At 68.9% G+C, this 22161-nt stretch carries 26 protein-coding genes; 5 read left to right on the forward strand and 21 right to left on the reverse strand.

Annotation, left to right across the window (positions count from 1 at the left end):
- Positions 1 to 7: 7 nt before the first annotated feature.
- From rplX to rpsJ, 13 genes are all read right to left on the reverse strand, one after another.
- Entirely contained in the window at positions 8 to 376 is a 369-nt protein-coding gene (gene rplX, locus Q1K57_RS10570; protein WP_300082146.1) for a 50S ribosomal protein L24, read from the reverse strand.
- Between the two features lies 1 nt (position 377).
- Positions 378 to 746 carry a 50S ribosomal protein L14 gene (gene rplN / locus Q1K57_RS10575; RefSeq protein ID WP_300082148.1) on the reverse strand — a complete coding sequence of 123 codons (369 nt, stop codon included), beginning with the start codon at positions 744 to 746 and terminating at the stop codon, positions 378 to 380.
- A gap of 175 nt (positions 747 to 921) precedes the next feature.
- Entirely contained in the window at positions 922 to 1188 is a 267-nt protein-coding gene (gene rpsQ, locus Q1K57_RS10580) for a 30S ribosomal protein S17 (protein ID WP_300082151.1), read from the reverse strand.
- Positions 1189 to 1199: 11 nt separating this feature from the next.
- On the reverse strand, positions 1200 to 1427 hold the full coding sequence (gene rpmC, locus Q1K57_RS10585; protein WP_300082153.1) for a 50S ribosomal protein L29: 228 nt from the start codon (positions 1425 to 1427) through the stop codon (positions 1200 to 1202).
- Positions 1427 to 1846 (reverse strand): 50S ribosomal protein L16, encoded by a 420-nt coding sequence (gene rplP, locus Q1K57_RS10590; protein WP_300082156.1) that lies wholly within the window; start codon positions 1844 to 1846, stop codon positions 1427 to 1429. Before rplP ends, rpmC begins: the two co-directional genes overlap by 1 nt.
- Positions 1847 to 1848: 2 nt before the next feature.
- Positions 1849 to 2658, reverse strand: coding sequence for a 30S ribosomal protein S3 (gene rpsC / locus Q1K57_RS10595; protein WP_300082158.1), 810 nt, complete (start codon positions 2656 to 2658; stop codon positions 1849 to 1851).
- Positions 2659 to 2660: 2 nt separating this feature from the next.
- Entirely contained in the window at positions 2661 to 3062 is a 402-nt protein-coding gene (rplV, locus tag Q1K57_RS10600) for a 50S ribosomal protein L22 (protein ID WP_300082159.1), read from the reverse strand.
- A 26-nt stretch (positions 3063 to 3088) separates the two neighbouring features.
- On the reverse strand, positions 3089 to 3370 hold the full coding sequence (gene rpsS, locus Q1K57_RS10605) for a 30S ribosomal protein S19 (protein WP_300082161.1): 282 nt from the start codon (positions 3368 to 3370) through the stop codon (positions 3089 to 3091).
- Between the two features lie 17 nt (positions 3371 to 3387).
- A complete protein-coding gene (gene rplB / locus Q1K57_RS10610; protein ID WP_300082163.1) occupies positions 3388 to 4224 on the reverse strand; it encodes a 50S ribosomal protein L2 in 837 nt (278 codons plus the stop codon).
- A gap of 25 nt (positions 4225 to 4249) precedes the next feature.
- Positions 4250 to 4555, reverse strand: a complete 306-nt coding sequence (gene rplW / locus Q1K57_RS10615) for a 50S ribosomal protein L23 (protein ID WP_300082165.1) — start codon at positions 4553 to 4555, stop codon at positions 4250 to 4252.
- Positions 4552 to 5463 carry a 50S ribosomal protein L4 gene (gene rplD / locus Q1K57_RS10620; RefSeq protein ID WP_300082167.1) on the reverse strand — a complete coding sequence of 304 codons (912 nt, stop codon included), beginning with the start codon at positions 5461 to 5463 and terminating at the stop codon, positions 4552 to 4554. The genes rplW and rplD overlap by 4 nt, the downstream gene beginning before the upstream one ends.
- Positions 5460 to 6119: a 50S ribosomal protein L3 gene (rplC, locus tag Q1K57_RS10625; protein WP_300082170.1), complete on the reverse strand. Its 660-nt coding sequence runs from the start codon at positions 6117 to 6119 to the stop codon at positions 5460 to 5462. The genes rplD and rplC overlap by 4 nt, the downstream gene beginning before the upstream one ends.
- A gap of 11 nt (positions 6120 to 6130) precedes the next feature.
- Positions 6131 to 6442 carry a 30S ribosomal protein S10 gene (gene rpsJ, locus Q1K57_RS10630; protein WP_129459144.1) on the reverse strand — a complete coding sequence of 104 codons (312 nt, stop codon included), beginning with the start codon at positions 6440 to 6442 and terminating at the stop codon, positions 6131 to 6133.
- 733 nt (positions 6443 to 7175) lie between these two features.
- Between rpsJ and serC the strand changes: the two genes are divergently transcribed.
- Positions 7176 to 8255, forward strand: coding sequence for a 3-phosphoserine/phosphohydroxythreonine transaminase (gene serC, locus Q1K57_RS10635; RefSeq protein WP_300082175.1), 1080 nt, complete (start codon positions 7176 to 7178; stop codon positions 8253 to 8255).
- A 20-nt stretch (positions 8256 to 8275) separates the two neighbouring features.
- Positions 8276 to 9445, forward strand: a complete 1170-nt coding sequence (locus Q1K57_RS10640) for a phosphoglycerate dehydrogenase (RefSeq protein ID WP_300082177.1) — start codon at positions 8276 to 8278, stop codon at positions 9443 to 9445.
- 30 nt (positions 9446 to 9475) lie between these two features.
- On the opposite strand, the gene Q1K57_RS10645 is transcribed toward Q1K57_RS10640, so the two are convergent.
- The 8 genes from Q1K57_RS10645 to Q1K57_RS10680 all read right to left on the reverse strand — a co-directional run bounded on the left by Q1K57_RS10645 (position 9476) and on the right by Q1K57_RS10680 (position 17216).
- Positions 9476 to 11110 (reverse strand): MFS transporter, encoded by a 1635-nt coding sequence (locus tag Q1K57_RS10645; protein WP_300082179.1) that lies wholly within the window; start codon positions 11108 to 11110, stop codon positions 9476 to 9478.
- A 32-nt stretch (positions 11111 to 11142) separates the two neighbouring features.
- On the reverse strand, positions 11143 to 13227 hold the full coding sequence (locus Q1K57_RS10650) for a prolyl oligopeptidase family serine peptidase (RefSeq protein WP_300082181.1): 2085 nt from the start codon (positions 13225 to 13227) through the stop codon (positions 11143 to 11145).
- A 31-nt stretch (positions 13228 to 13258) separates the two neighbouring features.
- Positions 13259 to 13678, reverse strand: coding sequence for a hypothetical protein (locus Q1K57_RS10655; protein WP_300082183.1), 420 nt, complete (start codon positions 13676 to 13678; stop codon positions 13259 to 13261).
- The gene (locus tag Q1K57_RS10660; protein WP_300082206.1) at positions 13678 to 14457 is read right to left on the reverse strand and encodes an HAD family hydrolase; all 780 of its coding nucleotides are present in this window, start codon (positions 14455 to 14457) and stop codon (positions 13678 to 13680) included. The genes Q1K57_RS10655 and Q1K57_RS10660 overlap by 1 nt, the downstream gene beginning before the upstream one ends.
- A 111-nt stretch (positions 14458 to 14568) precedes the next feature.
- Positions 14569 to 15414, reverse strand: a complete 846-nt coding sequence (gene manZ, locus Q1K57_RS10665; RefSeq protein WP_300082185.1) for a PTS mannose transporter subunit IID — start codon at positions 15412 to 15414, stop codon at positions 14569 to 14571.
- Between the two features lie 11 nt (positions 15415 to 15425).
- Complete coding sequence (locus Q1K57_RS10670) at positions 15426 to 16265, reverse strand: PTS mannose/fructose/sorbose transporter subunit IIC (RefSeq protein WP_300082188.1); 840 nt, start codon at positions 16263 to 16265, stop codon at positions 15426 to 15428.
- Between the two features lie 28 nt (positions 16266 to 16293).
- Positions 16294 to 16785 (reverse strand): PTS sugar transporter subunit IIB, encoded by a 492-nt coding sequence (locus Q1K57_RS10675; RefSeq protein ID WP_300082191.1) that lies wholly within the window; start codon positions 16783 to 16785, stop codon positions 16294 to 16296.
- The gene (locus Q1K57_RS10680) at positions 16785 to 17216 is read right to left on the reverse strand and encodes a PTS sugar transporter subunit IIA (RefSeq protein ID WP_300082194.1); all 432 of its coding nucleotides are present in this window, start codon (positions 17214 to 17216) and stop codon (positions 16785 to 16787) included. Before Q1K57_RS10680 ends, Q1K57_RS10675 begins: the two co-directional genes overlap by 1 nt.
- Before the next feature lie 299 nt (positions 17217 to 17515).
- Here Q1K57_RS10680 and mutA point away from each other — a divergent pair, with 299 nt between their 5' ends.
- The 3 genes from mutA to meaB form a co-directional block, all read left to right on the forward strand.
- A complete protein-coding gene (gene mutA / locus Q1K57_RS10685; protein WP_300082197.1) occupies positions 17516 to 19393 on the forward strand; it encodes a methylmalonyl-CoA mutase small subunit in 1878 nt (625 codons plus the stop codon).
- Complete coding sequence (gene scpA / locus Q1K57_RS10690; protein WP_300082200.1) at positions 19390 to 21582, forward strand: methylmalonyl-CoA mutase; 2193 nt, start codon at positions 19390 to 19392, stop codon at positions 21580 to 21582. Before mutA ends, scpA begins: the two co-directional genes overlap by 4 nt.
- Positions 21579 to 22161, forward strand: a 583-nt coding sequence (gene meaB / locus Q1K57_RS10695; protein ID WP_300082203.1) for a methylmalonyl Co-A mutase-associated GTPase MeaB, incomplete at its 3' end; no start/stop codon positions are given. The genes scpA and meaB, both read left to right, overlap by 4 nt.

Below are 22161 nucleotides of genomic sequence, written 5' to 3' on the forward strand. Positions count from 1 at the left end.
GGCCATCTCAGATCTCCTTCCCGGTCTTGCGAGCGATGCGGACGCTGCGCTCGGCGGTGTATTCGGAGCCGTCCGGACGCCGCTTCGTCACCTCGACCCGCTTGTAGCCGACGCGGGTGAGCTGGGCGTTCTTGCCGGAGCCGACGACGAGCTGGACGTTCGACGCGTGGATCGGCGCCTCGGTCTCGATGATCCCGCCGTCGTTGCGGCGGTCGTTCGGGTTCGCCGGGGTGTGCTTCTTGACGATGTTCACGCCCTCGACGATGACCTTGTTCTCCTTGGGGAAGACCTTGATGATCTCGCCCGTGGCGCCCTTGTGGTCGCCGGCGATGACGCGGACGGTGTCGCCCTTCTTTACGTGCAGGCTGTTCGCCATGTCAGATCACCTCCGGGGCCAGCGAGATGATGCGCATGAAGCGCTTGTCGCGCAGCTCGCGGCCCACCGGGCCGAAGATGCGGGTGCCACGCGGCTCGCCGTCGTTGCGGAGGATGACCGCCGCGTTCTCGTCGAACTTGATGTAGGAGCCGTCGGGGCGACGGGTCTCCTTGGTGGTGCGGACGATGACGGCCTTGACGACCTCGCCCTTCTTCACGTTGCCGCCGGGGATGGCGTCCTTGACCGTGGCGACGATGCGGTCGCCCAGGCCGGCGTAGCGGCGCTTGGAGCCGCCGAGCACGCGGATGCAAAGGAGTTCCTTCGCACCCGTGTTGTCGGCGACCTTCAGCCGCGACTCCTGCTGAATCATGATTCTTCTTTCCTTGTTCCGCCGGTTCCCGCCCCGGTGGGGGCGGGCCTTTCAAAACGGTCCCGGTGCCGCCCGCGGGCGGCGCAGCTGCTGGTCTTCGCTGGTCGGGTTTCCAAGCCGGGGTCAGCTCGTCAACAGCTCCGGATGAAGGTGCGGGGCGCGGACGCCCCACGCGTCACTTGGCCTTCTCGAGGATCTCCACGAGGCGCCAGCGCTTGGTGGCCGACAGGGGCCGGGTCTCCATGATGCGCACCCGGTCGCCGATGCCCGCGGAGTTCTCCTCGTCGTGGGCCTTCAGCTTCAGGGTCTTCGTCATGACCTTGCCGTACAGGGCGTGCTTGACGCGCTGCTCGATGGCGACGGTGATGGTCTTGTCCATCTTGTCGCTCACGACGAGGCCCTCACGAACCTTGCGCGAGTTGCGCTCGACAGTCTCACTCATTGCTTGGTCCTTCAGTTCTCGTCAGGGTCGGGGACGATGCCGAGGTTGCGCTCCTGGATGACGGTGTACACCCGGGCGATGTCCTTGCGAACTTCGCGGAGGCGTCCGTGGCTCTCCAGCTGACCGGTGGCGGCGGCGAAGCGGAGCGTGAACAACTCCTCCTTCAGCTCACGAACCTTGGCATCCAGCTCGTTGCGGTTCAAGCCGCGCAGATCGGCGGCGGTGACAGCCTTCGCCATCAGATCTCACCTGCTTCCCGCTTGATGAAGCGCGCCTTGAACGGCAGCTTGTGAATGGCCAGACGCATGGCCTCGCGGGCCACCTCCTCCGGCACGCCGGACAGCTCGAAGAGCACGCGGCCCGGCTTGATGTTGGCGACCCACCACTCGGGCGAGCCCTTGCCGGAACCCATGCGGGACTCGGCGGGGTGCTTCGTCATGGGACGGTCCGGGTACACGTTGATCCAGACCTTGCCGCCACGCTTGATGTGGCGGGTCATGGCGATACGGGCGCTCTCGATCTGGCGGTTGGTGAGGTACGAGCTCTCCAGGGCCTGGATGCCGTAGTCACCGAAGGCCAGCTTGGTGCCGCCCTTCGCCATCCCGTCACGCTTCGGGTGGTGCTGCTTGCGGTGCTTGACGCGACGCGGAATCAGCATGGTCACGCTCCTTCGGTCTGCGCACCCTCGGCCACGGGGGCCTCGGCGGCGGCTTCGGCGCGGCGGCGTCCGCCACGCTCGGGACGGTTCTCGCGCGGGCCACCGTCACGACGCGGGCCGCGGCCCGGGCGACGCTGACCGCCGGTGGCGGCGCGGGCGGCCTTCTGGGCGGCGCGCTCGGCGCGGGTGCCCGAGACGTCGCCCTTGTAGATCCACACCTTGACGCCGATACGGCCGAACGTGGTGCGGGCCTCGTAGAAGCCGTAGTCGATGTCGGCGCGCATCGTGTGCAGCGGCACGCGACCCTCGCGATAGAACTCCGAGCGGCTCATCTCGGCGCCGCCGAGACGGCCGGAGCCCTGGATCTTGATGCCGAGGGCGCCCGACCTCATCGCGGTCTGCTGCGCCTTGCGCATCGCCCGGCGGAACGCCACGCGGGCGCCGAGCTGCTCGGCGATGCCCTGGGCGACGAGCTGGGCGTCGATCTCCGGGTTCTTCACCTCGAGGATGTTGAGCTGCACCTGCTTGCCGGTCAGCTTCTCCAGCGCACCGCGGACGCGCTCCGCCTCGGCGCCGTTGCGGCCGATGACGATGCCCGGCCGGGCGGCGTGCAGGAAGATCGTGACCCGCTCGGACCGGCGCTCGATCTCGATCGAGCTGATGCCGGCGCGCTCGAGGTTCTTCGTCAGATACTCGCGGATCTTGACGTCCTCGGCCACGAGCTCCGCATAGTTCTTGTCTGCGTACCAGCGGGTCTTGTGGTCGGTGGTGGTGCCCAGGCGGAAGCCATGGGGATTGATCTTCTGTCCCATGCTCAGGCTCCCTTCTGGCCCTTGGGCTCGACAACGACAGTGATGTGCGACGCACGCTTCAGGATCCGGCTCGCGGAGCCCTTGGCCCGCGGACGGATGCGGCGCAGCGTGACGCCTTCGTCGACGAAGGCCGTCGAGATGAACAGGTCATCCGAACGCAGGCCCTCGGTGTGTTCGGCGTTGGCGGCCGCGGAGGCGACCACCTTGGCGACCGGCTCGGCAGCGGCCTGCGGCTGGAACCGCAGGACAGCCAGCGCTTCGGCGACGTCCATGCCGCGGACGACGTCCACGACCCGGCGCACTTTGGTCGGCGACATCCGGACGTGACGCGCGATGGCGTACGAGCCGGGACGGTCCCCGAGCAGCGCAGCGCGGCGACTCGGCCGCGTGGTGTTCTCGCTCATGAATCCAAATCCTTCTCTCGTGGCGCTCAGCGGCGTCGCGACTTCTTGTCGTCCTTCACGTGACCGCGGTAGGTGCGCGTCGGGGCGAACTCGCCCAGCTTGTGCCCCACCATGGCCTCGGAGACGAACACCGGCACGTGCTTGCGACCGTCGTGCACCGCGATGGTGTGACCGATCATGTCGGGGCTGATCATCGAACGGCGCGACCAGGTCTTGATGAGGTTCTTGGTACCCTTGTCGTTTTGAGCATCGACCTTCTTGGCCAGGTGCTCGTCGATGAAGGGGCCCTTCTTCAGGCTGCGTGGCATCTCTTCCTACTCCCCGATCAGCGCTTCTTGCCGGTCTTGCGACGGCGGACGATGAGTTTGTTGCTCGCCTTGTTCTTGTTGCGGGTGCGGCCCTCGGGCTTGCCCCACGGGCTCACCGGGTGCCGGCCACCGGAGGTGCGACCCTCGCCACCACCGTGCGGGTGGTCGATCGGGTTCATGACGACACCGCGAACGGTCGGGCGGATGCCCTTCCAGCGGTTGCGTCCGGCCTTGCCCCAGTTGATGTTGGACTGCTCGGCGTTGCCGACCTCACCCACCGTCGCGCGGCAGCGGACGTCGACCATGCGCATCTCGCCCGAGGGCAGACGCAGGGTTGCGAAGCGGCCCTCGCGCGCCACGAGCTGGATGCGGGCGCCGGCCGAACGGCCCATCTTGGCGCCGCCGCCGGGGCGCAGTTCCACCGCATGCACCGTGGTGCCGACGGGGATGTTGCGCAGGGGAAGGTTGTTGCCCGGCTTGATGTCGGCGCCTTCCCCGGCTTCGACCTTCATGCCCTGCGCCAGACCCTGCGGGGCGATGATGTAGCGCTTCTCGCCGTCCACGTAGTGGAGCAGGGCGATGCGAGCGGTGCGGTTGGGGTCGTACTCGATGTGAGCGACCTTGGCCGGGACCCCGTCCTTGTCGTAGCGCTTGAAGTCGATGAGGCGGTAGGCCTGCTTGTGACCGCCGCCGATGTGGCGGGTGGTGATGCGGCCCTGGTTGTTGCGGCCGCCGGTCTTCTTCACCGGCACCGTCAGCGACTTCTCGGGCGTGGACCGGGTGATCTCTGCGAAGTCCGACACCGACGAGCCGCGGCGGCCCGGGGTGGTCGGCTTGTACTTACGAATAGCCATGCTCAATCGTCCTTGTCTCGCCGGCTCACGCCTGGCCGAAGATGTCGATGCGATCGCCCTCGGCCACCGTCACGATGGCCCGCTTGGTGTCGGGGCGCTTGCCGGTGCCGTAACGCGTCCGGCGGCTCTTGCCCTTCCGGTTGATCGTGTTCACGGAAAGGACCTTGACACCGAACACCTTCTCGACGGCGATCTTGATCTCGGTCTTGTTCGAGCGGGGGTCCACGAGGAACGTGTACTTGTTCTCGTCGAGGAGCCCGTAGCTCTTCTCGCTCACGACCGGCGCGAGCAGCACGTCGCGATGGTCCTTGATCTTCAGCGGGGTGCTCACTTGTCAGCCTCCTCGTCCTTGGCCGTGACGTCGACGAAGCCGGCCTTCTCGGCCGCCTTGCTGGTCTTGAACCAGACCTCGGCCTTCGTGCGGTCGTACCACGGCGATTCGGGCGTGTGGAACTTCATGGAGTCCTCGTTGCCCTTGATGTCGAAGCCCGCGGGCGGGTTCTCGCCACGGTAGGAGTCCTTGCCGTACGGGGCCTCGTTCTCGGACGCCGCCGACTCGGCCTTGGCCTTCGGTTCGGCCTTGGCCGCGGTCGCTTCGTCGGCCTCCTCCGTCTTCGCGCGGGCGGCGCCGGAGCGGGCCGCCACGAAGGCGTCCAGCGCGGCGGAGGAGAACACGACGTCGTCGGAGACAACCACGTCGTACGCGTTCAGCTGGTCCCAGGCGAGCAGGTGCACCGAGGCGACGTTGCGCAGGCTGAGCCACGCGTTCGTCTCGTCCCGGTCCAACACCACGAGGACGCGGCGCCCGGTCACGGACTCGAGCGCCTTGAGCGCCTGCTTGGTGGAGGGAGCCTCGAGGCCGAAGTCGGCGACGACGTGCACGCGGCCGTCACGCGCCCGGTCCGAAAGCACCCCGCGCAGGGCGGCGGCGATCATCTTCTTGGGCGTGCGCTGGGCGTAGCCGTGCGGCTGCGGGCCGTGGACGGTGCCACCGCCGGTCCACTGCGGGGCGCGGCGCGAACCCTGACGGGCGCGACCGGTGCCCTTTTGGCGCCACGGCTTGGCGCCACCGCCGGAGACGTCGCCCCGGGTCTTGGTGGCGTGCGTGCCCTGGCGGGCCGCGGCCTGTTGGGCCACGACGACCTGGTGGATGAGCGGCACATTGGTGGCCGCGTCGAAGATCTCGGCGGGCAACTCGGCCTTGGCGTTGGTGCCGAGCACCTTGACGGTCTGGCTCATGCCTTGGCTCCCTTCTTGGCCGCGGTGCGGACGACGACGAGGGCACCCTTCGGGCCCGGAATGGAGCCCTTGACCAGGATGAGCCCGCGCTCGGCGTCCACCTCGTGGATGGTGAGGTTCTGGACGGTCACCTTCTCGACGCCCATGCGACCCGCCATGCGCATGCCGGGGAAGACACGCGACGGGGTCGACGACTGGCCGATCGAGCCGGGCGCACGGTGCTTGCGGTGCGTGCCGTGCGAGGCGCCGAGGCCGCGGAAGCCGTGCCGCTTGACGACACCCGCAGTGCCCTTGCCCTTCGTGACGCCGGTGACGTCCACGATGTCGCCGGCGGCGAACGTGTCGGCACCCACTTCCTGGCCGAGCGTGTACTCGGAGGCGTCGGCGGTGCGAAGTTCCACCAGGTGGCGGCGCGGCGTCACACCGGCAGCTTCGAAGTGCCCGGTCTCGGGGGCGTTGACGCTCTTGGGCTTGATGGCGCCGAAGGCGAGCTGGACGGCGTTGTAGCCGTCCTTCTCAGGCGTGCGCACCTGCGTGACGACGCAAGGGCCGGCCTGGATGACGGTGACGGGGACGACCTTGTTGTCGGTGTCCCACAGCTGGGTCATGCCGAGCTTGGAGCCCAGGATGCCCTTGACGGTGCGATCGTTGTTCATGGCGGCGGACCTCACGGAAGCTTGATCTCGATGTCCACACCGGCCGGAAGGTCGAGGCGCATGAGCGAGTCAACCGTCTTCGGCGTGGGGTCGAGGATGTCGATGAGCCGCTTGTGGGTGCGCATCTCGAAGTGCTCGCGGCTGTCCTTGTACTTGTGCGGCGACCGGATGACGCAGTACACGTTCTTCTCGGTCGGCAGGGGCACCGGGCCGGCGACCTGGGCGCCGGTACGGGTGACCGTGTCGACGATCTTCTTCGCCGACGTGTCGATGACCTCATGGTCATAGGCCCGGAGTCGGATCCGGATCTTCTGTCCCGCCATGGATATCCTTACGTGGTCGTGGCCGGGGTGCATCTTCCCCGTCCTCGGTGGGCCCCTCGGTTGAGAAACCCCTTGCCACTCCGACCCCCGCGGTCGGGCGTGTCGCGCCCTTCGGGCCGCACAAACCTGACGTTCGTCTCGGTTTGGTAGGGCCCAGCGGTGACCGCCCGGCTTGCTCGGGGAGGCTTTCCTGCGGAACCTGCCCCGGGGGCTCGCCCGAGGCAGCCTTGCCGCAACCAGCGTCAAAGCAACCCGTCAAGTTTGTCACGGACGCCGCGACGCGGCAAATCGCCGCCCGCCCCGTCGTCCCCCACGCTCCCCTGCCCGCACATGCTCCCCCTACGTGCACACGCTCCCTGTAGGCACACAAGCTCCCTTTGCGCGCACACGCTCCCTTTGCAAAGGTGGGCAAACGCGCATAGGGGGAGCGCTCCCCGTCGGACGGGGAGCGTTCGTGCCTACCGGAAGCATTCTTACCCACGGGGAGCATTCGTGCCTACGGGGAGCATTCGTACCCACGGGGAGCGCACGGGGCACCCCGGGCGCACCGGCGGCGTCCACCCAAGAGGGCCGGGCCGCCGCCGACCTACCGTTTCTGACATAGCCGTTGTTTGTTGGCACGTGCCACGAAAAGCTCGGTCAGAAACGTGAAGCCCTTCACGTGCCACCCGCCGCCCTCTCGGTGGGCGAACGCCGCACCGGAGGGGCGTAACGACGGTGAAACAATCGGGCCATGCGCGTGTACAACTTCTCCGCAGGACCCGCCATGCTGCCCGAGCCCGTGCTCGAGCGTGCCCAGTCCGAACTGCTCGACTGGGGTGGTGGCGGCATGTCGGTGATGGAGGTGTCGCACCGGGGCAAGGCGTTCGTCGCCTGCGCGGCCGCGACCGAAGCAGCCCTGCGCGAGGTCATGGGCATCTCGGATGACTACGCTGTCCTGTTCCTCCAGGGGGGCGCGCTCGGCCAGTTCTCGGCACTCCCCCTCAACCTGTCGACGCCCGGCTCCACCATCGAGTTCCTCAACACCGGCGACTGGTCGAAGAAGGCCATCGCCGAGGCGAAGAAGTACGCGCAGGTGCGCGTCCTGGCCGACACGTCCGACACCAACTTCACCACTCTGCCCGCCGAGGACTCGTTCGCCGTCGGCCGAGAGGCCGCCTACCTCCACTACACGCCCAACGAGACGATCCGCGGTGTGGAGTTCGGCTACGTTCCCCCCACGGGCGGCGTCCCGCTCGTCGCCGATATGAGCTCGACGATCCTCTCCCGGCCGATCGACACCTCGAAGTTCGGTGTCGTCTACGCCGGCGCGCAGAAGAACATGGGCCCGTCGGGGCTGGTCGTCGTCATCGTGCGCCGCGACCTCCTCGGCCGCGCCCGCCCTGAGACGCCGACCGTCTGGGACTACACCGTCCAGGCCGGCGCCGACTCCATGATCAACACGCCATCCACGTTCGGCATCTACCTGCTCGGGTTGGTGCTCGACTGGGTCAAGGGCCAAGGTGGCCTGCCCGGCATGGCCGAGCGCAACCGCGCCAAGGCAGAGAAGCTCTACGCCTTCATCGACGGCTCGGACTTCTACTCCAACCCCGTCGCTCCGGACGCCCGCTCGTGGATGAACGTCCCCTTCCTGACCGCGGACGCAGACCTCACCAAGCCCTTCGTCGCCGAGGCCGAGACCGCTGGGCTGACCAACCTCGCCGGCCACCGCTCCGTCGGCGGCATGCGAGCCAGCATCTACAACGCCATGCCGCCCGAGGGTGTCGATGCCCTCATCGAGTTCATGAAGGAGTTCGAGCGCACCCACGGCTGAGCCGCGCGCCAAAACACAAGATGACGTTTCGCATCCGTACCCTCAACGCCATCAGCCCGGTCGGTCTCTCCCGGCTGCCCGGCGACCGCTACCAGGTGAGCCATGACGTGTCCGATCCGGACGCCCTCCTCGTGCGCTCCGCCAAGCTCCACGGGGAACCGATCCCGGCCAGCGTCCTCGCCGTGGCTCGTGCAGGCGCCGGCACGAACAACATTCCGGTCGACGAGCTGTCGAAGCGCGGCATCCCCGTGTTCAACACGCCCGGCGCCAACGCCAACGCGGTGAAGGAGCTCGTCGTCGCCGGCATCTTCCTCGCCGCCCGCAACATCGTGGACGCCGCAGCGTTCGCCCACCGCCTCGAGGGCGACCACGCCACCATGGACAAGCTCGTCGAGGCCGGGAAGAAGGCGTACGTCGGCTTCGAGCTGCCGGGGCGCACCCTCGGCGTCATCGGGCTGGGGGCCATCGGTGTGGAGGTCGCCAACGTAGCCGTGTCGCTCGGTATGCGCGTCCTCGGCTACGACCCGGCGATCACCGTCGAGCACGCCTGGGCGCTCTCGAGTTCGGTCGAGCACGTCACGTCGTTGGAGCAGATGCTCAAGCGCTCCGACATCATCACCGTCCACGTCCCCCTCGTCGATGGCACCCGTGGCCTGATCGGCGCCGAACAGTTCAAGGCCATGAAGAAGTCGGCGGTCCTCCTCAATTTCGCGCGCGGTGCGATCGTCGACGAAACCGCGTTGATCGCAGCCCTCGAGAACAACCAGCTGCGGGGCTACGTCTGCGACTTCCCGACGCCGCTGCTCAACAAGCGGCCCCACGTGGTCACCCTGCCGCACCTGGGGGCGTCCACCAAGGAGGCCGAGGACAACTGCGCCGTCATGGCGGCCGACGAACTGAAGGCCTACCTCGAGGACGGCACGATCCGGAACTCGGTCAACTTCCCCAACGCTCAACTCCCACGCGCCGAGGGACGCCGCCGGCTCGCCATCGCCAACGCCAACGTTCCCAACATGGTCGGCCAGATCTCGACGATGGTCGGCGAGGCGGGCCTCAACATCGCCGACCTGGTCAACAGCTCGCGGGGCGAACTCGCCTACACGCTCGTGGACGTGGACGGCGATGTCCCTGCTGCGCTGGTGGACCGCATCCGGGCGGTGCCCGGAGTCCTGCACGCGCGCGTGCTCTGAGCCGCGTCGGATCAGGGACGCCGCCCCACCTCAGCGAGCGGCGTCCGGATCGTCGGGGCTCACCATCGCCGACCCCGGTGGCAGCAGGTGGCGACCCCGGGGCGGCCGGGAGGCCCAGCGGAACGCGTTGGCCTCGATCTCGGCATCCTGCGCCGTCAGGCGGGTCGCGTGCTGGCGCAGGTGCTCCTCCCACGACGCGACGGTGAAGATCTCGGTGAAGTGCTCGGCTTCCTCGCCGACCCGGTAGAACACCCAGTCGGTCGCGCCGTTGCGCCGACGGGAGCGACGCATGTCCTCCATCGCCGCGACGAACGCCTCCTGGTTCTCGGGGGCCACCTCGTAGTCGACCTGCACGGCGACCGGCCCCCCGAACGGGTCGGGGTCGACGGCGAGGGCCACCTCGCTCCAGAAGGCGGCCGGACTGTTGTCCACCGCGCTGGCCTCCGGCATGCGCAGCCAGATCCCGACGACGGCGGTGAGCGCCGTGAGCGTGGCCGCGACGCAGATGGCCGGCACGACGCCGAAATGCTGCGTGACTTGCCCCCAGATCGGCGACGCGACGGCCTGGGAGGCCGTGAACGTCATCATGTAGATCGCCACCGCACGCGCCCGCACCCACGCCGGCAGAAACATCTGCAGTTCCGCGACGAGAACGGACGCCGTCACCGTCCACCCCAACCCGCACACTACGAGGGCGAGGAGCGCCACCACGTACAGAGGGACAAGCACCGTCGTGGCGAGCGCCACCGCATAGCTCACCGCCGCGACCGCCAGTAGCCCGTTGGCCGAGAGCCGGTCCTTCACCTTCGGGATGAGCATCGCACCGCTGACCGCGCCCACCCCGAGGGCGCCGAACAGCAGGCCGTACCCGCCCGCCGTGACGCCCAGGCGCTGGGCCGCGATGATGGGCAGGAGTGCCCACATGGCGGTCGCGGGGGCGACGAACATCGCCAAGCGGGCGAGGATGCGGCGCACGATCGGCTCGTGCCGGACGAAACGCCCACCGGCACGCAGCGCTGGAAGGAACCGCTCGCGGCTCACACCGGTCGATTCGCGCGGACGCCGCCACACCAGCAGGATCACAGCCATCACGGCCACACAGCACGCGTTCGCCGCGAACACGGCTGGGACGCCCAGGGTCGCGATGAGCGCACCGGCGACCGCCGGCCCCACCGCGCGGGCGACGTTGACGCTGATCATGTCGAGCCGTGCGGCCGCCCCGATCTCCTCCCGGCGCACGACCTCGGGAATCAGCGACTGCCAGGTCGGCACCTGCAGCGCCATGCCCACGCCCAGCGCGAACGTGAACGAGAGGAGCAGCGGAGCCGAGATCGCCCCCTGGAAGCCCAGCAACGCCAAGGTGGCGGCGACGGTGATCGTGTAGCACTGCACGAAGAACAGCAGCCAGCGCCGATCGAAGATGTCGGCCAACACTCCGGCGGGGAGCGACAGCAACACCATGGGCAGCGTGGTCGCCGTCTGGATCAGAGCCACGATCGTGGCCGCGTTCGGATCGTCCACGAACAGCCATTGCGCGCCGACCGCCTGCATCCACGTGCCAACGCCGCTGATCGTCACGCCAAGCCACAGCCAGAAGAAGGCCCGGTTGCGCAGCGGCGCGAACGGCGAGTCGGGGCGCACCACGCGAGGCGTTTCAGCGGTCACTGCGCCATGTTCGCACGCCGCGACAGGGTGCGTCAGCCCTCGGGGTCGTGCGGGCCGGACACATCGTCGACGTCGAGCTCCGCGACGGACAACCCGAGCACGCTGGGGTGTCGCGGGGCGTCCCTGCCGAGCACGTGTTCGCCGAGGAAACCGAGCACGACCTCGTACCACACCTTCGCGTGCCCCGGGCTCAGCACCCAATGGTTCTCATCGGGGAAGTAGAGGAACCGGTGGACCGTCCGCCCGTCCGCATCCATCGGCAACGCGGACGCGGTGAGCAACTCGTACCAGAGCCGCAGCCCTTCACCGATCGGGACGCGGTAGTCCTTGTCGCCGTGGATCACCAGCATCGGGGTGGCGATAGCACCCACCGAGGAGTGCGGCGAATGGTCGGCCACCATCGCGGGCGACATCTCGCGTGCCCACCACATGGCCGCGTCGGTCGTCGGCCCGAACTGGTCCAGCGCCCACAAGGAGGCGTGCGTCACGATCGCGTCGAAGCGGTCGGTGTGTCCCGCGATCCAGTTCGCCATGTACCCACCGAACGAGCCCCCCATCGCGGCCGTCCGGGTCGCGTCGGTGTCAGGACGCCGCTCCACGGCATCGGTGATGGCCATGAGGTCGGTGAACGGTTCGGCGCCCCAGCGCCCCCACCCGCGCTGGAGGAAGGCGTGTCCGTAGCCGGTCGACAGCGCCGGGTCGGGCAGCAGCACCGCATAGCCCTGGGACACCAGCAGCCAGGGGCACCACCTCCAGCTCCACGCGTTCCACGAACTGAGCGGACCCCCGTGCACCCACAGCACCAGCGGCGCCGGCCGTTCAGCCGATGCCCCTTTGGGCAGACACAGCCAGGCCCTGATCCGGACGCCGTCGGCGGCGGTCGTCTCCACCTCGGTCAGGGTGCCGGGCAGGTCGGGTCTGCCCGTCGGCCCCGCCAAGACCACCGGCCCGGACCCGTCCAATCCCACGCGCACCACCTCGTTCGGGCACGCGTACGAGGCGCGCAGCGCGTAGACCGACGCCCCGTCGGGCGCGACATGGAGGTTCGAGTAGGCGCCCTCATCGGTGAGCCGCACCGGCGCGTCGTCGAAGGGCAGCAGCCACACGGGGCAGCGGCCGTCGTGGTCGGCCGTGGCGACGAGGCCCGAGGAGTCGGGCAGCCACCGGACCTCCCCCGCCCAGTGGTCCCACCCCCGCGTGACCGCGCGCGCAGCGGAGCCGTCGGTGCGGCTCACCCACGTCACGGTGTCGCCGGCCCGCTCGTGGGTGCCTTCCGACGTGCGCGCGTAGGCGACCCACGCCGAATCCGGGCTGATCACGGGGGCGGAGAACTCGAAACCCTCCTCGGCGTGCAGCGTCGTGCGCTCCCCGGTGGCCAACTCGATCCGGACCAGCGACTCCCGCGTCGCGATCCGCTCGCCGTACTCGCGCCACTCCACCACCACGTGCGACCCGTCCGGCGCGAGGGCGAACCCCCCGGCCAGGTGGGGGCCCACGTCGGGGGTCAGGTCGCGCAGTTCCAGCCGTGGGTCGGTTTCCCCCGCAGCGGCCGGGGCCAACGCCCCCAGATCGGCCGCATAGAGCCGCACCTGCCCCGGCCCCAGGTCGTGGTCCCAGAAGCGCACCGGGTAGCCCGCGTGCAGGATCGCCGCGACCTTGCCCTCCGTGCGGGCCTTCCGCAGGGCGGCGTCCGATTCGATCGTCGTGGCGCCCGGCAGCACCGTGGCCGACGCGACCAAGCTCGACCCCTCCACCTTGACCGCCCCGAAGCCGCCCGGATGCGTGGCGACCACGCGCGGCTCTCCCCCACCCGCCGGCAGCAGCCACAAGGCGGCCGGCGCGTCGGAATCGTCCTCGTCGGCCGGACGCTTCGCGAGGAACAACAGATCGCCCGCCGGCGTCCACGCCGCCGCGTTCTCGCCCTTCGCACCCCGGGTCAGCCGGGACGCCGGGGCCGCACCGGCGGCGTCCACCGACCACAGGCTCGTCACCCAGGCCGTCTTCTTGGCATCGAGGGTCGATACGGACGCCGCCAGGCGCGCCCCGTCGGGCGACAGCGTGAGGGCGTTCGTGCGGGGCAGCGCCACGTAGGCGTCGAGATCGTCATACCAGGGCATGCGAGATGTCTACCACCCGCCCCCGACGAACTCAGCCGGCCCGCTTCTCGGCCCAGGTGAGGTACTCGCCGAGCGTTGCCTTCGTCTCGGGGCGCAGCATCTTGTTGTCGGCCAGCATCTGGTTGACGCGCAGCCGGATGAACTCGAGGTAGTCGGCGTTCCGCGTCCGTGTGAACTGCGTCTTCGCCTCCTCGAGATCGGACAGGTCGCGCCGCACCTGGTTCTCGAGCATCCGGCGTCCGGCCATGACGACGATCGCGACGGCGAGCGCGACGATCGACCCGTAGCCCTGCGTGAGCGGGTAGAGCGCGATGGCAAGCACCATCAGGCCGGTGACGACGTAGTGGGTGCCGTAGGTGTAGCCGGCATTGCCAGCGGTGCCGGTCGCCCACTGGCGGATGTTCTCGGGCCCGTTCTCGCGGCTACGGGCGAGCCAGTCGGAAACGCCCATCAGGCGTCTTCCCCGGAAGCGTCACCGAGCACCCGGTCGATCAGTTCGTGCGCGTGCGCCACCTCGACGTCGCAGACCGCCTTGACCTCGGGAGGGGAATAGGGGAAGCAGACGGCGTGGTCGGCCACCTGGTGCATGCCGATGTCGTTCCACGAGTCGCCGATGGTCCACAGGTCGACCTCGACGTCGGCGAACTGGTCGGCGATCAGCCGCTGCAGGCCGATGCCCTTGTCGGAGCCGGGTGGCACGATGTCGAGGAAGTCCTGGTTGCGGTGCACCTCCACGCGATCGCCCCAGCGTTCCCGCAGGGACGCCTCGAGGCGATCCCGCTCCGCGTCGTCGGTGACGAGCATGGGGATGCCGATGAAGTCGTGGTCGCCGAACTCGTCCGGACTCATCGGGGTGAACTTGGCGAGGATCGAGTCGACGCGGCCGGCGTTGTCGGCGAGCGCGTAGTCGTTGTCGATCGTGGTGGCGTACGTGGCCACGTGCGGCCGGTCCTTGAGGTAGGCGTAGACCTCGCGGACGACGTCGGTCGGCAGGTAGGTCGCGTCGACGACGCGGTAGGCGCCGTCGGTGATGACGGCACCCGAGTAACAGACGCAGTAGTCGAACTCGAGGCCCGAGGGGCCGAGCACGTCCGCGGTCGCGAAGATGGACTTGCCGGTGGACACCACGAGCACGTGGCCGGCGGCACGCCACCGGTCCAGCGCGGCCTTCTCGGCCGGCGGCACGGTGCGCTCGAAGACGATGGTGCCGTCGAGGTCGGTCGCCAACATCGTGAGCAACGTTCTCCTCCTTCTTCCCTCTCTGCCAGAGCGGCGCCCGGGACGCCGGTGGGGCGGGGCCCGAAGACCCCGCCCCACCGAGTCAGGAAACCGCGATCGGGGTCAGAGGCCCAGCCAACCGAGCCAGTACCCGAGGATACCCACGGCGAACATGCCGAGGATGATCCAGATGGCGTTGACCTTGCGGCGCAGCAGCCACATGCACAGGAACGTCAGCCCCAGTGCCGCGACGCCCGGCAGCAGCGAGTCCAGGATGCCCTGGACGGTCGTGGTGACCTGCTCGCCCGCCGAGTTCTCGTACTGCGACACGATGCCCGGGAACTTGATGCTCGTCCACTTCGACACGAGGGCGCCCATGACGAAGAGGCCGACGATGGACGCCATCTGCGTGATCTTGCGCAGCTGGTTGCCACCCACCTCGGCGACGATGTCGGTGCCCCGGTCGTAGCCGAGCTTGAAGCCCCACCAGCGGGTCACGAACCGCAGCACGTTGATGCCCACGAAGAACAGCAACGGGCCGGCGATCGAGCCCGACAGCGCCAGCGACGCGCCGAGCGCGGCGAGGACCGGACGGGCCGTGCCCCAGAAGATCGGGTCGCCGACGCCGGCCAGCGGGCCCATGAGGCCCACCTTGACGTTGGTGATCGCAGCCTCGTCGATGGACTCGCCACGTGACTTGGACTCCTCCATGGCGGCGGTCACGCCGAGGACCGGCGAGGCCACCCACGGCTGGGTGTTGAAGAACTCCAGGTGCCGCTTGAGTGCCTCGGCCTGGTCCTCCTTGGAGGAGTAGAACCGCTTGATGGCCGGGATCATCGACACGCAGAACCCGATGGCCTGCATGCGTTCGAAGTTGAACGAGCCGAGCAGGAACGTGGAGCGGATGTACATGTTGCGCTGATCGGCAGCGGTCAGCTGCTTCTCCGCAACGGCGTGGGTCGTGGTCATGTCAGCTCCTCTCAATCCAGCTCGTCGTCGAGGTCGTCGTCCAGGTCAGCCCCGCCACCGGCCATCGCCGGCTGACGCGTGGCCGCCGGGAGGCGGACGGCGTCGTGGAACATCGGGTTGAGCTGCACGTAGATGACGGCCAGGCATGCGCCGACGATGCCGAGGGCCACGAGCGTGATGCCCGCGTCGAGCGTCGTCATGAAGGTCGAGACCACGAAGCCCAGGAAGAAGAAGGGCATGAGGGCGCGAGCCTTCATCATGTTGATGACCATCGCGTAGCCGACGACCACGATGAAGCCACCGGCCACCTGCAGGCCGCCGGTGATGACGGACGGGATCGACTCGAGTGCGTTCTGCACCGCGTCGCCCGATGCGATCATGGCCACGATGGCGGTCGGGATGGCCACGCGGAGGCCCTGCAGCAGCAACGCGGCGACGTGCATCGCCTCGATGCCTCTGAAGTTGGCCGTCTCCGCAAACTTGTCCGCCTGGTGCTGGAAGAACACGGCGATGGTGCGGACGAAGATCGTGAGCGCCTGGCCGGCGACGGCCAGCGGGATCGCGACGGTGATGGCCTCGGCCGGCGACTGCCCGCCCTGGATCACGATCACGGTCGACACGGTGGAGGCGAGGGCGGCGTCCGGGGCCATGGCGGCACCGACGTTCATCCAGCCGAGGGCGATCAACTCGAGCGTGCCGCCGACGATCACGCCGGTGGTGATGTCGCCGAGTGCGAGACCGGTCAGCGTGCACGCGACGAGCGGGCGGTGGAACTGCCGCTCGTCACACACGCTGCCCATGCCTGCGACCAACGCCACGAGCGTGACGAGGATCAAGGCAATAGGTGACATGAGTCACTCCTTTCCTGGGGAAGGGGGCCTACACGAGGCCCTTGGCCTTGAGCGCAGGCATCAGGTCGCTGCGCTCGGAGCCGGGAATCTGCTGGAGGTACATCTTGATGCCGCGGCGTTCGAGCTCCTTGAAGGCCTCGACGTCCTCGGGGAAGACCGAGACGGCCTTGGAGATCTGGGTCTGGCCCTGCTTGAAGGTCATGCCCCCCACGTTGACCTCGTCGAAGGTGACGCCCTCGTCCATGAGCCGGACGACGTCGCCCGGAGTCTCGCAGATGAAGATGGCGTCCATGTTGTCGTACTTCGGGTTCGTGAAGACGCGGCCGGCCTTGGCGATCGTGAGCACGTGGGTCTTGGTGGGTGCCGAGCCGACCTGCAGCAGCAGCGTCTTGCGCAGTTCGTCGTTGGCGGCGGCGTCCGAGGCGCAGATGATCGTGTTCACGCCGAGGAAGTTCACCCAGTTGTTCGCGATCTGACCGTGCACGAGGCGCGAGTCGATGCGCATCAGCTTGACCTTCATTACAGTTCGTCTCCTTCGTCGTCTTCGGCGACGGTTGCGGTGGGCTTGGTGTAGACCTCCGAGAAGACCCGGACGCCGGCCGCGCCGGCCTTCTTCGCGGTCGCGACGAGCTTGGCGACGTCGGCGCTACCCCGACGCTTGCCGAGCACCTCGATCAGCATCGCGAGGCTGACGCCGGTGACGATGTCGGTGTCCTCGCGGGCGGCGGCGAACCTCGCCGCCGCGTTGTACGGGCTCCCCCCGAAGAAGTCGACGAGGAGGAGCGTCTCGCCTTCGGCCGCAGCCTCGTACTTGGCGAGGAGGTCGTCCGGCCCCTCGGACGGGTCGAACGTCACCGGGACGACGCCGTCCTGCTCCCCCATGATCATCGCGGCAGAGTCGATGAGGGCGGGCGCGAGGTGCCCGTGGGCGGCAATGATGACCGTGACCATCTGAAAAGCTCCCTTCACGCGGATGAGTTCCGCACGACTGGGCGTTAGGCTAGCGACCGTGCGAAAGCGGTGTGCACATTTCGCCCAACGTTATGGAAATAACCCATTCGGGATTTCATCACGCCTAGCCGCCACGATTCATGGAGGTGCCGGCGGCGACACCTTACTACGCGGGGTAGTACGCTGGCCTGCAGCCCTCCTCCCCGCACACCCGGCGAACATCCGGCGCAAGCACTAGGGTGGAGGGGACCGGGTCCGTCCGGGGCCCGCCACGCAAACGATGCACAGGGAGTGGCCAGATGTCGGTTGACCCCGAACAGCTCAACCTGGCCGGCGTGTTCGACGCCGCCACCGAGGAACAGTGGGAGGCCGAGGTCCTGAAGGTCCTCAATCGGGGCCGCCCCGAGGGCAAAGAACTCACGATCGAGGCGGGCCTGAAGCGCCTCACCTCGACCACGCTGGACGACATCGCGATCGCCCCGCTGTACACGAAGACGAACTGGGACGGCGAGATCGGCTATCCGGGCGTGATGCCCTTCACCCGAGGCGCCGTGGCGCGGGCGGGCGAGGCCATCGCCTGGGGCGTCCGGCAGCTCCACGAGGATCCGGACGTCGCCGTCACCAGGCAGGCGATCCTCGATGACCTCGAGCGGGGAGCCACGTCCGTCTGGCTGCGCGTCGATCCCGACGCGGTTCCCGCGGATGCGCTGGGGACCGTCCTGGCCGACGTCCAACTCGACCTCGCGGCCGTCCGCGTGACGAGCACGCACGATCAGAAGGCGGCGGCGGACGCGCTCCTCGCCGTCCTCAAGGGCTCCGGCACCGACCTCGCGGCCGTCAAGGGCTGCCTCGGCGTCGACGCCCTCAAGGACGCCGCCCTGCACGGCACAGAGCCCGATCTGGGCGCACACCGCGTCTACGTCGCCGAGGCCACCGCCAACCTGCCCGGCGTCATCGCCCTCACGGCCGACGTGGTGCCCTACCACGGCGCGGGCGCCTCCGACGTCGAGGAACTCGCCTTCGCGATCGCCACCGGCATCGCCTACCTGCGCGACCTCGACGAGGCCGGCGTCGGGGCCGAGGTGGCGGCGTCCCAGATCGAGTTCCGCGTGGCCGCCACCGCCGACCAGTTCGCGACCATCGCCAAGCTGCGCGCGCTGCGCCGGTTGTGGGCGCGGGTCACGGAGGAGTGCGGCGTGCCGGAGCCCCTGCGCGGGGCGACGATCCACGCGGTCACCAGCCCCCGCATGATGAGCAAGGTCGACCCGCACGTGAACATGCTGCGCACCACCATCGCGACCTTCGGCGCGGCGGCGGGTGGCGCGGACGCCATCACGGTCTTGCCGTTCGACCACGCGAACGGACTGCCGACCCCGTTCAGCCGGCGCATCGCCCGCAACACGCAGGTGATCGCGGCCGAGGAGAGCCACCTGGGTCGCGTGGCCGACCCGGCCGGCGGCTCGTGGTTCGTCGAATCGCTCACCGACGATCTTGCCCGGGCCGCCTGGACGATCGTGCAGGAGATCGAGGGCGCGGGCGGCATGGCCGCGGCGCTGGCGTCCGGCTCGATCGCCGCACGCATCGACGCGACCAACGCCGACCGGGCCGGCAAGCTCGCCACCCGTGCGATCGAGTTGACCGGCGTGAGCATGTTCCCGCTGGCCGGCGAGAAGCGTTACGAAGGGAAGCCGCGCCCGGAGGCCCCCGAGTTGGGCGGGCTGAAGCAGATTCGGGACGCCGAGGTTTTCGAGGAGTTGCGCGAGGCGGCGTGGAAGCACGCCGAAGCGACGGGCCAGGCGCCCGAGGTGTTCCTGGCATGCCTGGGCGAGCAGCGCGACTTCGGTGCCCGGCAAGGGTTTGCGTCCAACGTGGTGCTGGTCGGCGGCCTCGGTGTGGTCGAGAGCCACGGGGGCACGCCCGACGAGATCGCCGCGCAGGCGAAACAGGCGGGTGCGAAGCTCGTGATCCTGTGCAGTTCGGCGAAGGTGTACGCCGATCAGGCCGTGCCGGTGGCGCAGGCGCTGAAGGACGCCGGCGTCGAGCGCGTCTACCTCGCCGGACAGCTCAAGGAGGCCGGTGAGGTTCCCGAGGGCCTCATCGACGGCACCGTCAGCCTCGGGATGAACGTCGTCGAGTTCCTCGACTCCACCTTCGACCTGCTGGGGGTTGCCCGATGATTCCACGTTTCGATTCCGTCGATCTCGGCGACGGGGTGCCACCGGCCGACGCCGCCGCGCTCTACGCGGACGCCGTCGCGGCACTCGGTGCCGCCGGCGCCGAGTGGGAGACGCCTGAGCTCATCACGGTGCCCCCGCTGTTCACGGACGCCGACCTCGCTGGCCTCGACTTCCTCGACACCCGCCCGGGGCTGCCGCCGTTCCTGCGCGGGCCGTACGCGACCATGTACGTCAACCGGCCGTGGACGATCCGTCAGTACGCCGGCTTCTCGACCGCCGAGGAGTCCAACGCCTTTTACCGTCGCAACCTCGCGGCTGGGCAGAAGGGCCTGTCGATCGCGTTCGACCTCGCCACCCACCGCGGCTACGACTCCGACCACCCGCGGGTGTCGGGCGACGTGGGCATGGCGGGCGTCGCCGTCGACTCGATCCTCGACATGCGGCAGTTGTTCGAGGGGATTCCGCTGGACCAGATGAGCGTGTCCATGACGATGAACGGCGCGGTCCTGCCCGTGCTGGCGCTCTACGTCGTGGCGGCCGAGGAGCAGGGCGTCAAGCCCGAGCAGTTGGCCGGGACCATCCAGAACGACATCCTCAAGGAGTTCATGGTCCGCAACACCTACATCTACCCTCCGGCCCCGTCGATGCGGATCATCTCCGACATCTTTGCGTTCACCAGCGCGAACATGCCGAAGTTCAACTCGATCTCCATCTCCGGCTATCACATGCAGGAGGCCGGCGCGACGGCCGACATCGAGATGGCGTACACGCTGGCCGACGGCGTCGAATACATTCGGGCCGGCCAGAGCGTCGGGCTAGACGTGGACAAGTTCGCGCCGCGCCTGAGCTTCTTCTGGGCGATCGGCATGAACTTCTTCATGGAGGTCGCCAAGATGCGGGCCGCCCGCATGCTGTGGGCGCGTCTCGTGAAGGACGCAGGCGCGAAGAACCCGAAGTCGATGTCGCTGCGCACGCACAGCCAGACGTCGGGCTGGTCGCTGACGGCGCAAGACGTGTACAACAACGTGATCCGCACTTGCCTGGAGGCCATGGCCGCCACGCAGGGCCACACGCAGTCGCTGCACACCAACGCGCTCGACGAGGCCATCGCCCTGCCGACGGACTTCTCCGCCCGCATCGCCCGCAACACTCAGTTGTTCATCCAGCAGGAGTCGGGCACGACGCGTCCGATCGACCCGTGGGGCGGATCGGCGTACGTCGAGAAGCTCACGGCCGAGCTGGCCAACAAGGCGTGGGCGCTGATCGAGGAGGTCGAGCAGGCCGGCGGCATGGCGAAGGCCATCGAGGCCGGCATCCCGAAGATGCGCATCGAGGAGGCGGCGGCCCGCACGCAGGCGCGCATCGACTCCGGCCGCCAGCCGGTGATCGGCGTGAACAAGTACCTGGTGGACGACGAGGATCCGATCGAGGTCCTGAAGGTCGACAACGCCGGCGTGCGCGCCCAGCAGATCGCCAAGCTGGAGCGGCTGCGCGCCGAGCGCGACGCGGACGCCGTCAAGGCTGCCCTCGACAAGCTGACGTGGGCGGCGGCGAACCCGGATCCGACCGATCCAGAGCGGAACCTGCTCAAGCTGGCCATCGACGCGGCGCGCGCCAAGGCGTCCGTGGGTGAGATCAGCGATGCGCTCGAGGCCGAGTTCGGCCGGTACACCGCGCAGATCCGTACGATCAGTGGCGTGTACAGCCGTGAGACGGGGACGAACGAGTCCGTCGAGGAGACGAAGAAGCTCGTCGAGAAGTTCGAGGAGATCGAGGGACGCCGCCCGCGCATCCTCGTCGCCAAGATGGGCCAGGACGGCCACGACCGCGGCCAGAAGGTGATCGCGACGGCGTACGCCGACCTCGGCTTCGACGTCGACGTGGGCCCGCTGTTCCAGACGCCCGAGGAGGTCGCCCGCCAGGCGATCGAGGCGGACGTGCACGTGGTCGGCGTGTCGTCGCTGGCCGCGGGGCACCTGACACTGGTGCCCGCGCTCCGCGAGGAACTGGACAAGCTCGGCCGCGAGGACCTGATGATCGTCGTCGGCGGCGTCATCCCGAGCCAGGACTTCGAGGAGTTGCGCGAGCACGGCGCGGACGCGATCTACCCGCCGGGTACGAAGATCCCGGAGTCGGCCCACGAGTTGCTGGAGATCCTCATGAAGCGGCTGGAGGACGCCGACGCATGAGGCAGCGCCTCGACCCGGCGACGCTGGCCGAGCAGGTGGTCGCCGGGTCCCGCGCGCACGTCGCGCGGGCTCTCACCCTCGTCGAGAGCTCCCGGCCTGACCATCGCGACAAGGCCCGGGAGCTCCTCGGACTCCTGCGCCCGCACACGGGCAACGCCGTGCGCGTGGGCATCTCCGGCGTGCCCGGGGCTGGCAAGTCGACGTTCATCAACGCGATGGGCGTCCGACTGATCGAGCGGGGTCACCGGATCGCCGTGCTGGCCGTCGACCCGAGCTCGTCGCGTTCGGGCGGATCCGTGCTGGGCGATCGGACGCGCATGGCCGACCTGGCCGAGTCCGACCATGCCTTCATCCGCCCCTCCCCGTCGGGCAACCACCTGGGCGGCGTGGCGCGGGCCACCCGCGAGGGCATGCTCATCATGGAGGCCGCCGGCTTCGACACCATCTGGGTCGAGACGGTGGGCGTCGGGCAGTCCGAGGTGGCCGTGGCGGGGATGGTGGATACCTTCCTGCTGCTCATGCTGGCCCGCACGGGCGACCAGTTGCAGGGCATCAAGCGGGGCATCCTCGAACTGGCCG

The sequence above is a fragment of the Propioniciclava sp. genome (genome assembly GCF_029977985.1).
Taxonomy (GTDB): Bacteria; Actinomycetota; Actinomycetes; order Propionibacteriales; family Propionibacteriaceae; genus Propioniciclava.

What these genes read in the sequence shown, in the direction of transcription:
- rplX (WP_300082146.1), bottom strand. Translation starts at nt 376, where the DNA reads ATGGCGAACAGCCTGCACGTAAAGAAGGGCGACACCGTCCGCGTCATC.
- rplN (WP_300082148.1), bottom strand. Translation starts at nt 746, where the DNA reads ATGATTCAGCAGGAGTCGCGGCTGAAGGTCGCCGACAACACGGGTGCG.
- rpsQ (WP_300082151.1), bottom strand. Translation starts at nt 1,188, where the DNA reads ATGAGTGAGACTGTCGAGCGCAACTCGCGCAAGGTTCGTGAGGGCCTC.
- rpmC (WP_300082153.1), bottom strand. Translation starts at nt 1,427, where the DNA reads ATGGCGAAGGCTGTCACCGCCGCCGATCTGCGCGGCTTGAACCGCAAC.
- rplP (WP_300082156.1), bottom strand. Translation starts at nt 1,846, where the DNA reads ATGCTGATTCCGCGTCGCGTCAAGCACCGCAAGCAGCACCACCCGAAG.
- rpsC (WP_300082158.1), bottom strand. Translation starts at nt 2,658, where the DNA reads ATGGGACAGAAGATCAATCCCCATGGCTTCCGCCTGGGCACCACCACC.
- rplV (WP_300082159.1), bottom strand. Translation starts at nt 3,062, where the DNA reads ATGAGCGAGAACACCACGCGGCCGAGTCGCCGCGCTGCGCTGCTCGGG.
- rpsS (WP_300082161.1), bottom strand. Translation starts at nt 3,370, where the DNA reads ATGCCACGCAGCCTGAAGAAGGGCCCCTTCATCGACGAGCACCTGGCC.
- rplB (WP_300082163.1), bottom strand. Translation starts at nt 4,224, where the DNA reads ATGGCTATTCGTAAGTACAAGCCGACCACCCCGGGCCGCCGCGGCTCG.
- rplD (WP_300082167.1), bottom strand. Translation starts at nt 5,463, where the DNA reads ATGAGCCAGACCGTCAAGGTGCTCGGCACCAACGCCAAGGCCGAGTTG.
- rplC (WP_300082170.1), bottom strand. Translation starts at nt 6,119, where the DNA reads ATGAACAACGATCGCACCGTCAAGGGCATCCTGGGCTCCAAGCTCGGC.
- rpsJ (WP_129459144.1), bottom strand. Translation starts at nt 6,442, where the DNA reads ATGGCGGGACAGAAGATCCGGATCCGACTCCGGGCCTATGACCATGAG.
- serC (WP_300082175.1), top strand. Translation starts at nt 7,176, where the DNA reads ATGCGCGTGTACAACTTCTCCGCAGGACCCGCCATGCTGCCCGAGCCC.
- Q1K57_RS10640 (WP_300082177.1), top strand. Translation starts at nt 8,276, where the DNA reads ATGACGTTTCGCATCCGTACCCTCAACGCCATCAGCCCGGTCGGTCTC.
- Q1K57_RS10650 (WP_300082181.1), bottom strand. Translation starts at nt 13,227, where the DNA reads ATGCCCTGGTATGACGATCTCGACGCCTACGTGGCGCTGCCCCGCACG.
- Q1K57_RS10655 (WP_300082183.1), bottom strand. Translation starts at nt 13,678, where the DNA reads ATGGGCGTTTCCGACTGGCTCGCCCGTAGCCGCGAGAACGGGCCCGAG.
- Q1K57_RS10660 (WP_300082206.1), bottom strand. Translation starts at nt 14,457, where the DNA reads ATGTTGGCGACCGACCTCGACGGCACCATCGTCTTCGAGCGCACCGTG.
- manZ (WP_300082185.1), bottom strand. Translation starts at nt 15,414, where the DNA reads ATGACCACGACCCACGCCGTTGCGGAGAAGCAGCTGACCGCTGCCGAT.
- Q1K57_RS10670 (WP_300082188.1), bottom strand. Translation starts at nt 16,265, where the DNA reads ATGTCACCTATTGCCTTGATCCTCGTCACGCTCGTGGCGTTGGTCGCA.
- Q1K57_RS10675 (WP_300082191.1), bottom strand. Translation starts at nt 16,785, where the DNA reads ATGAAGGTCAAGCTGATGCGCATCGACTCGCGCCTCGTGCACGGTCAG.
- Q1K57_RS10680 (WP_300082194.1), bottom strand. Translation starts at nt 17,216, where the DNA reads ATGGTCACGGTCATCATTGCCGCCCACGGGCACCTCGCGCCCGCCCTC.
- mutA (WP_300082197.1), top strand. Translation starts at nt 17,516, where the DNA reads ATGTCGGTTGACCCCGAACAGCTCAACCTGGCCGGCGTGTTCGACGCC.
- scpA (WP_300082200.1), top strand. Translation starts at nt 19,390, where the DNA reads ATGATTCCACGTTTCGATTCCGTCGATCTCGGCGACGGGGTGCCACCG.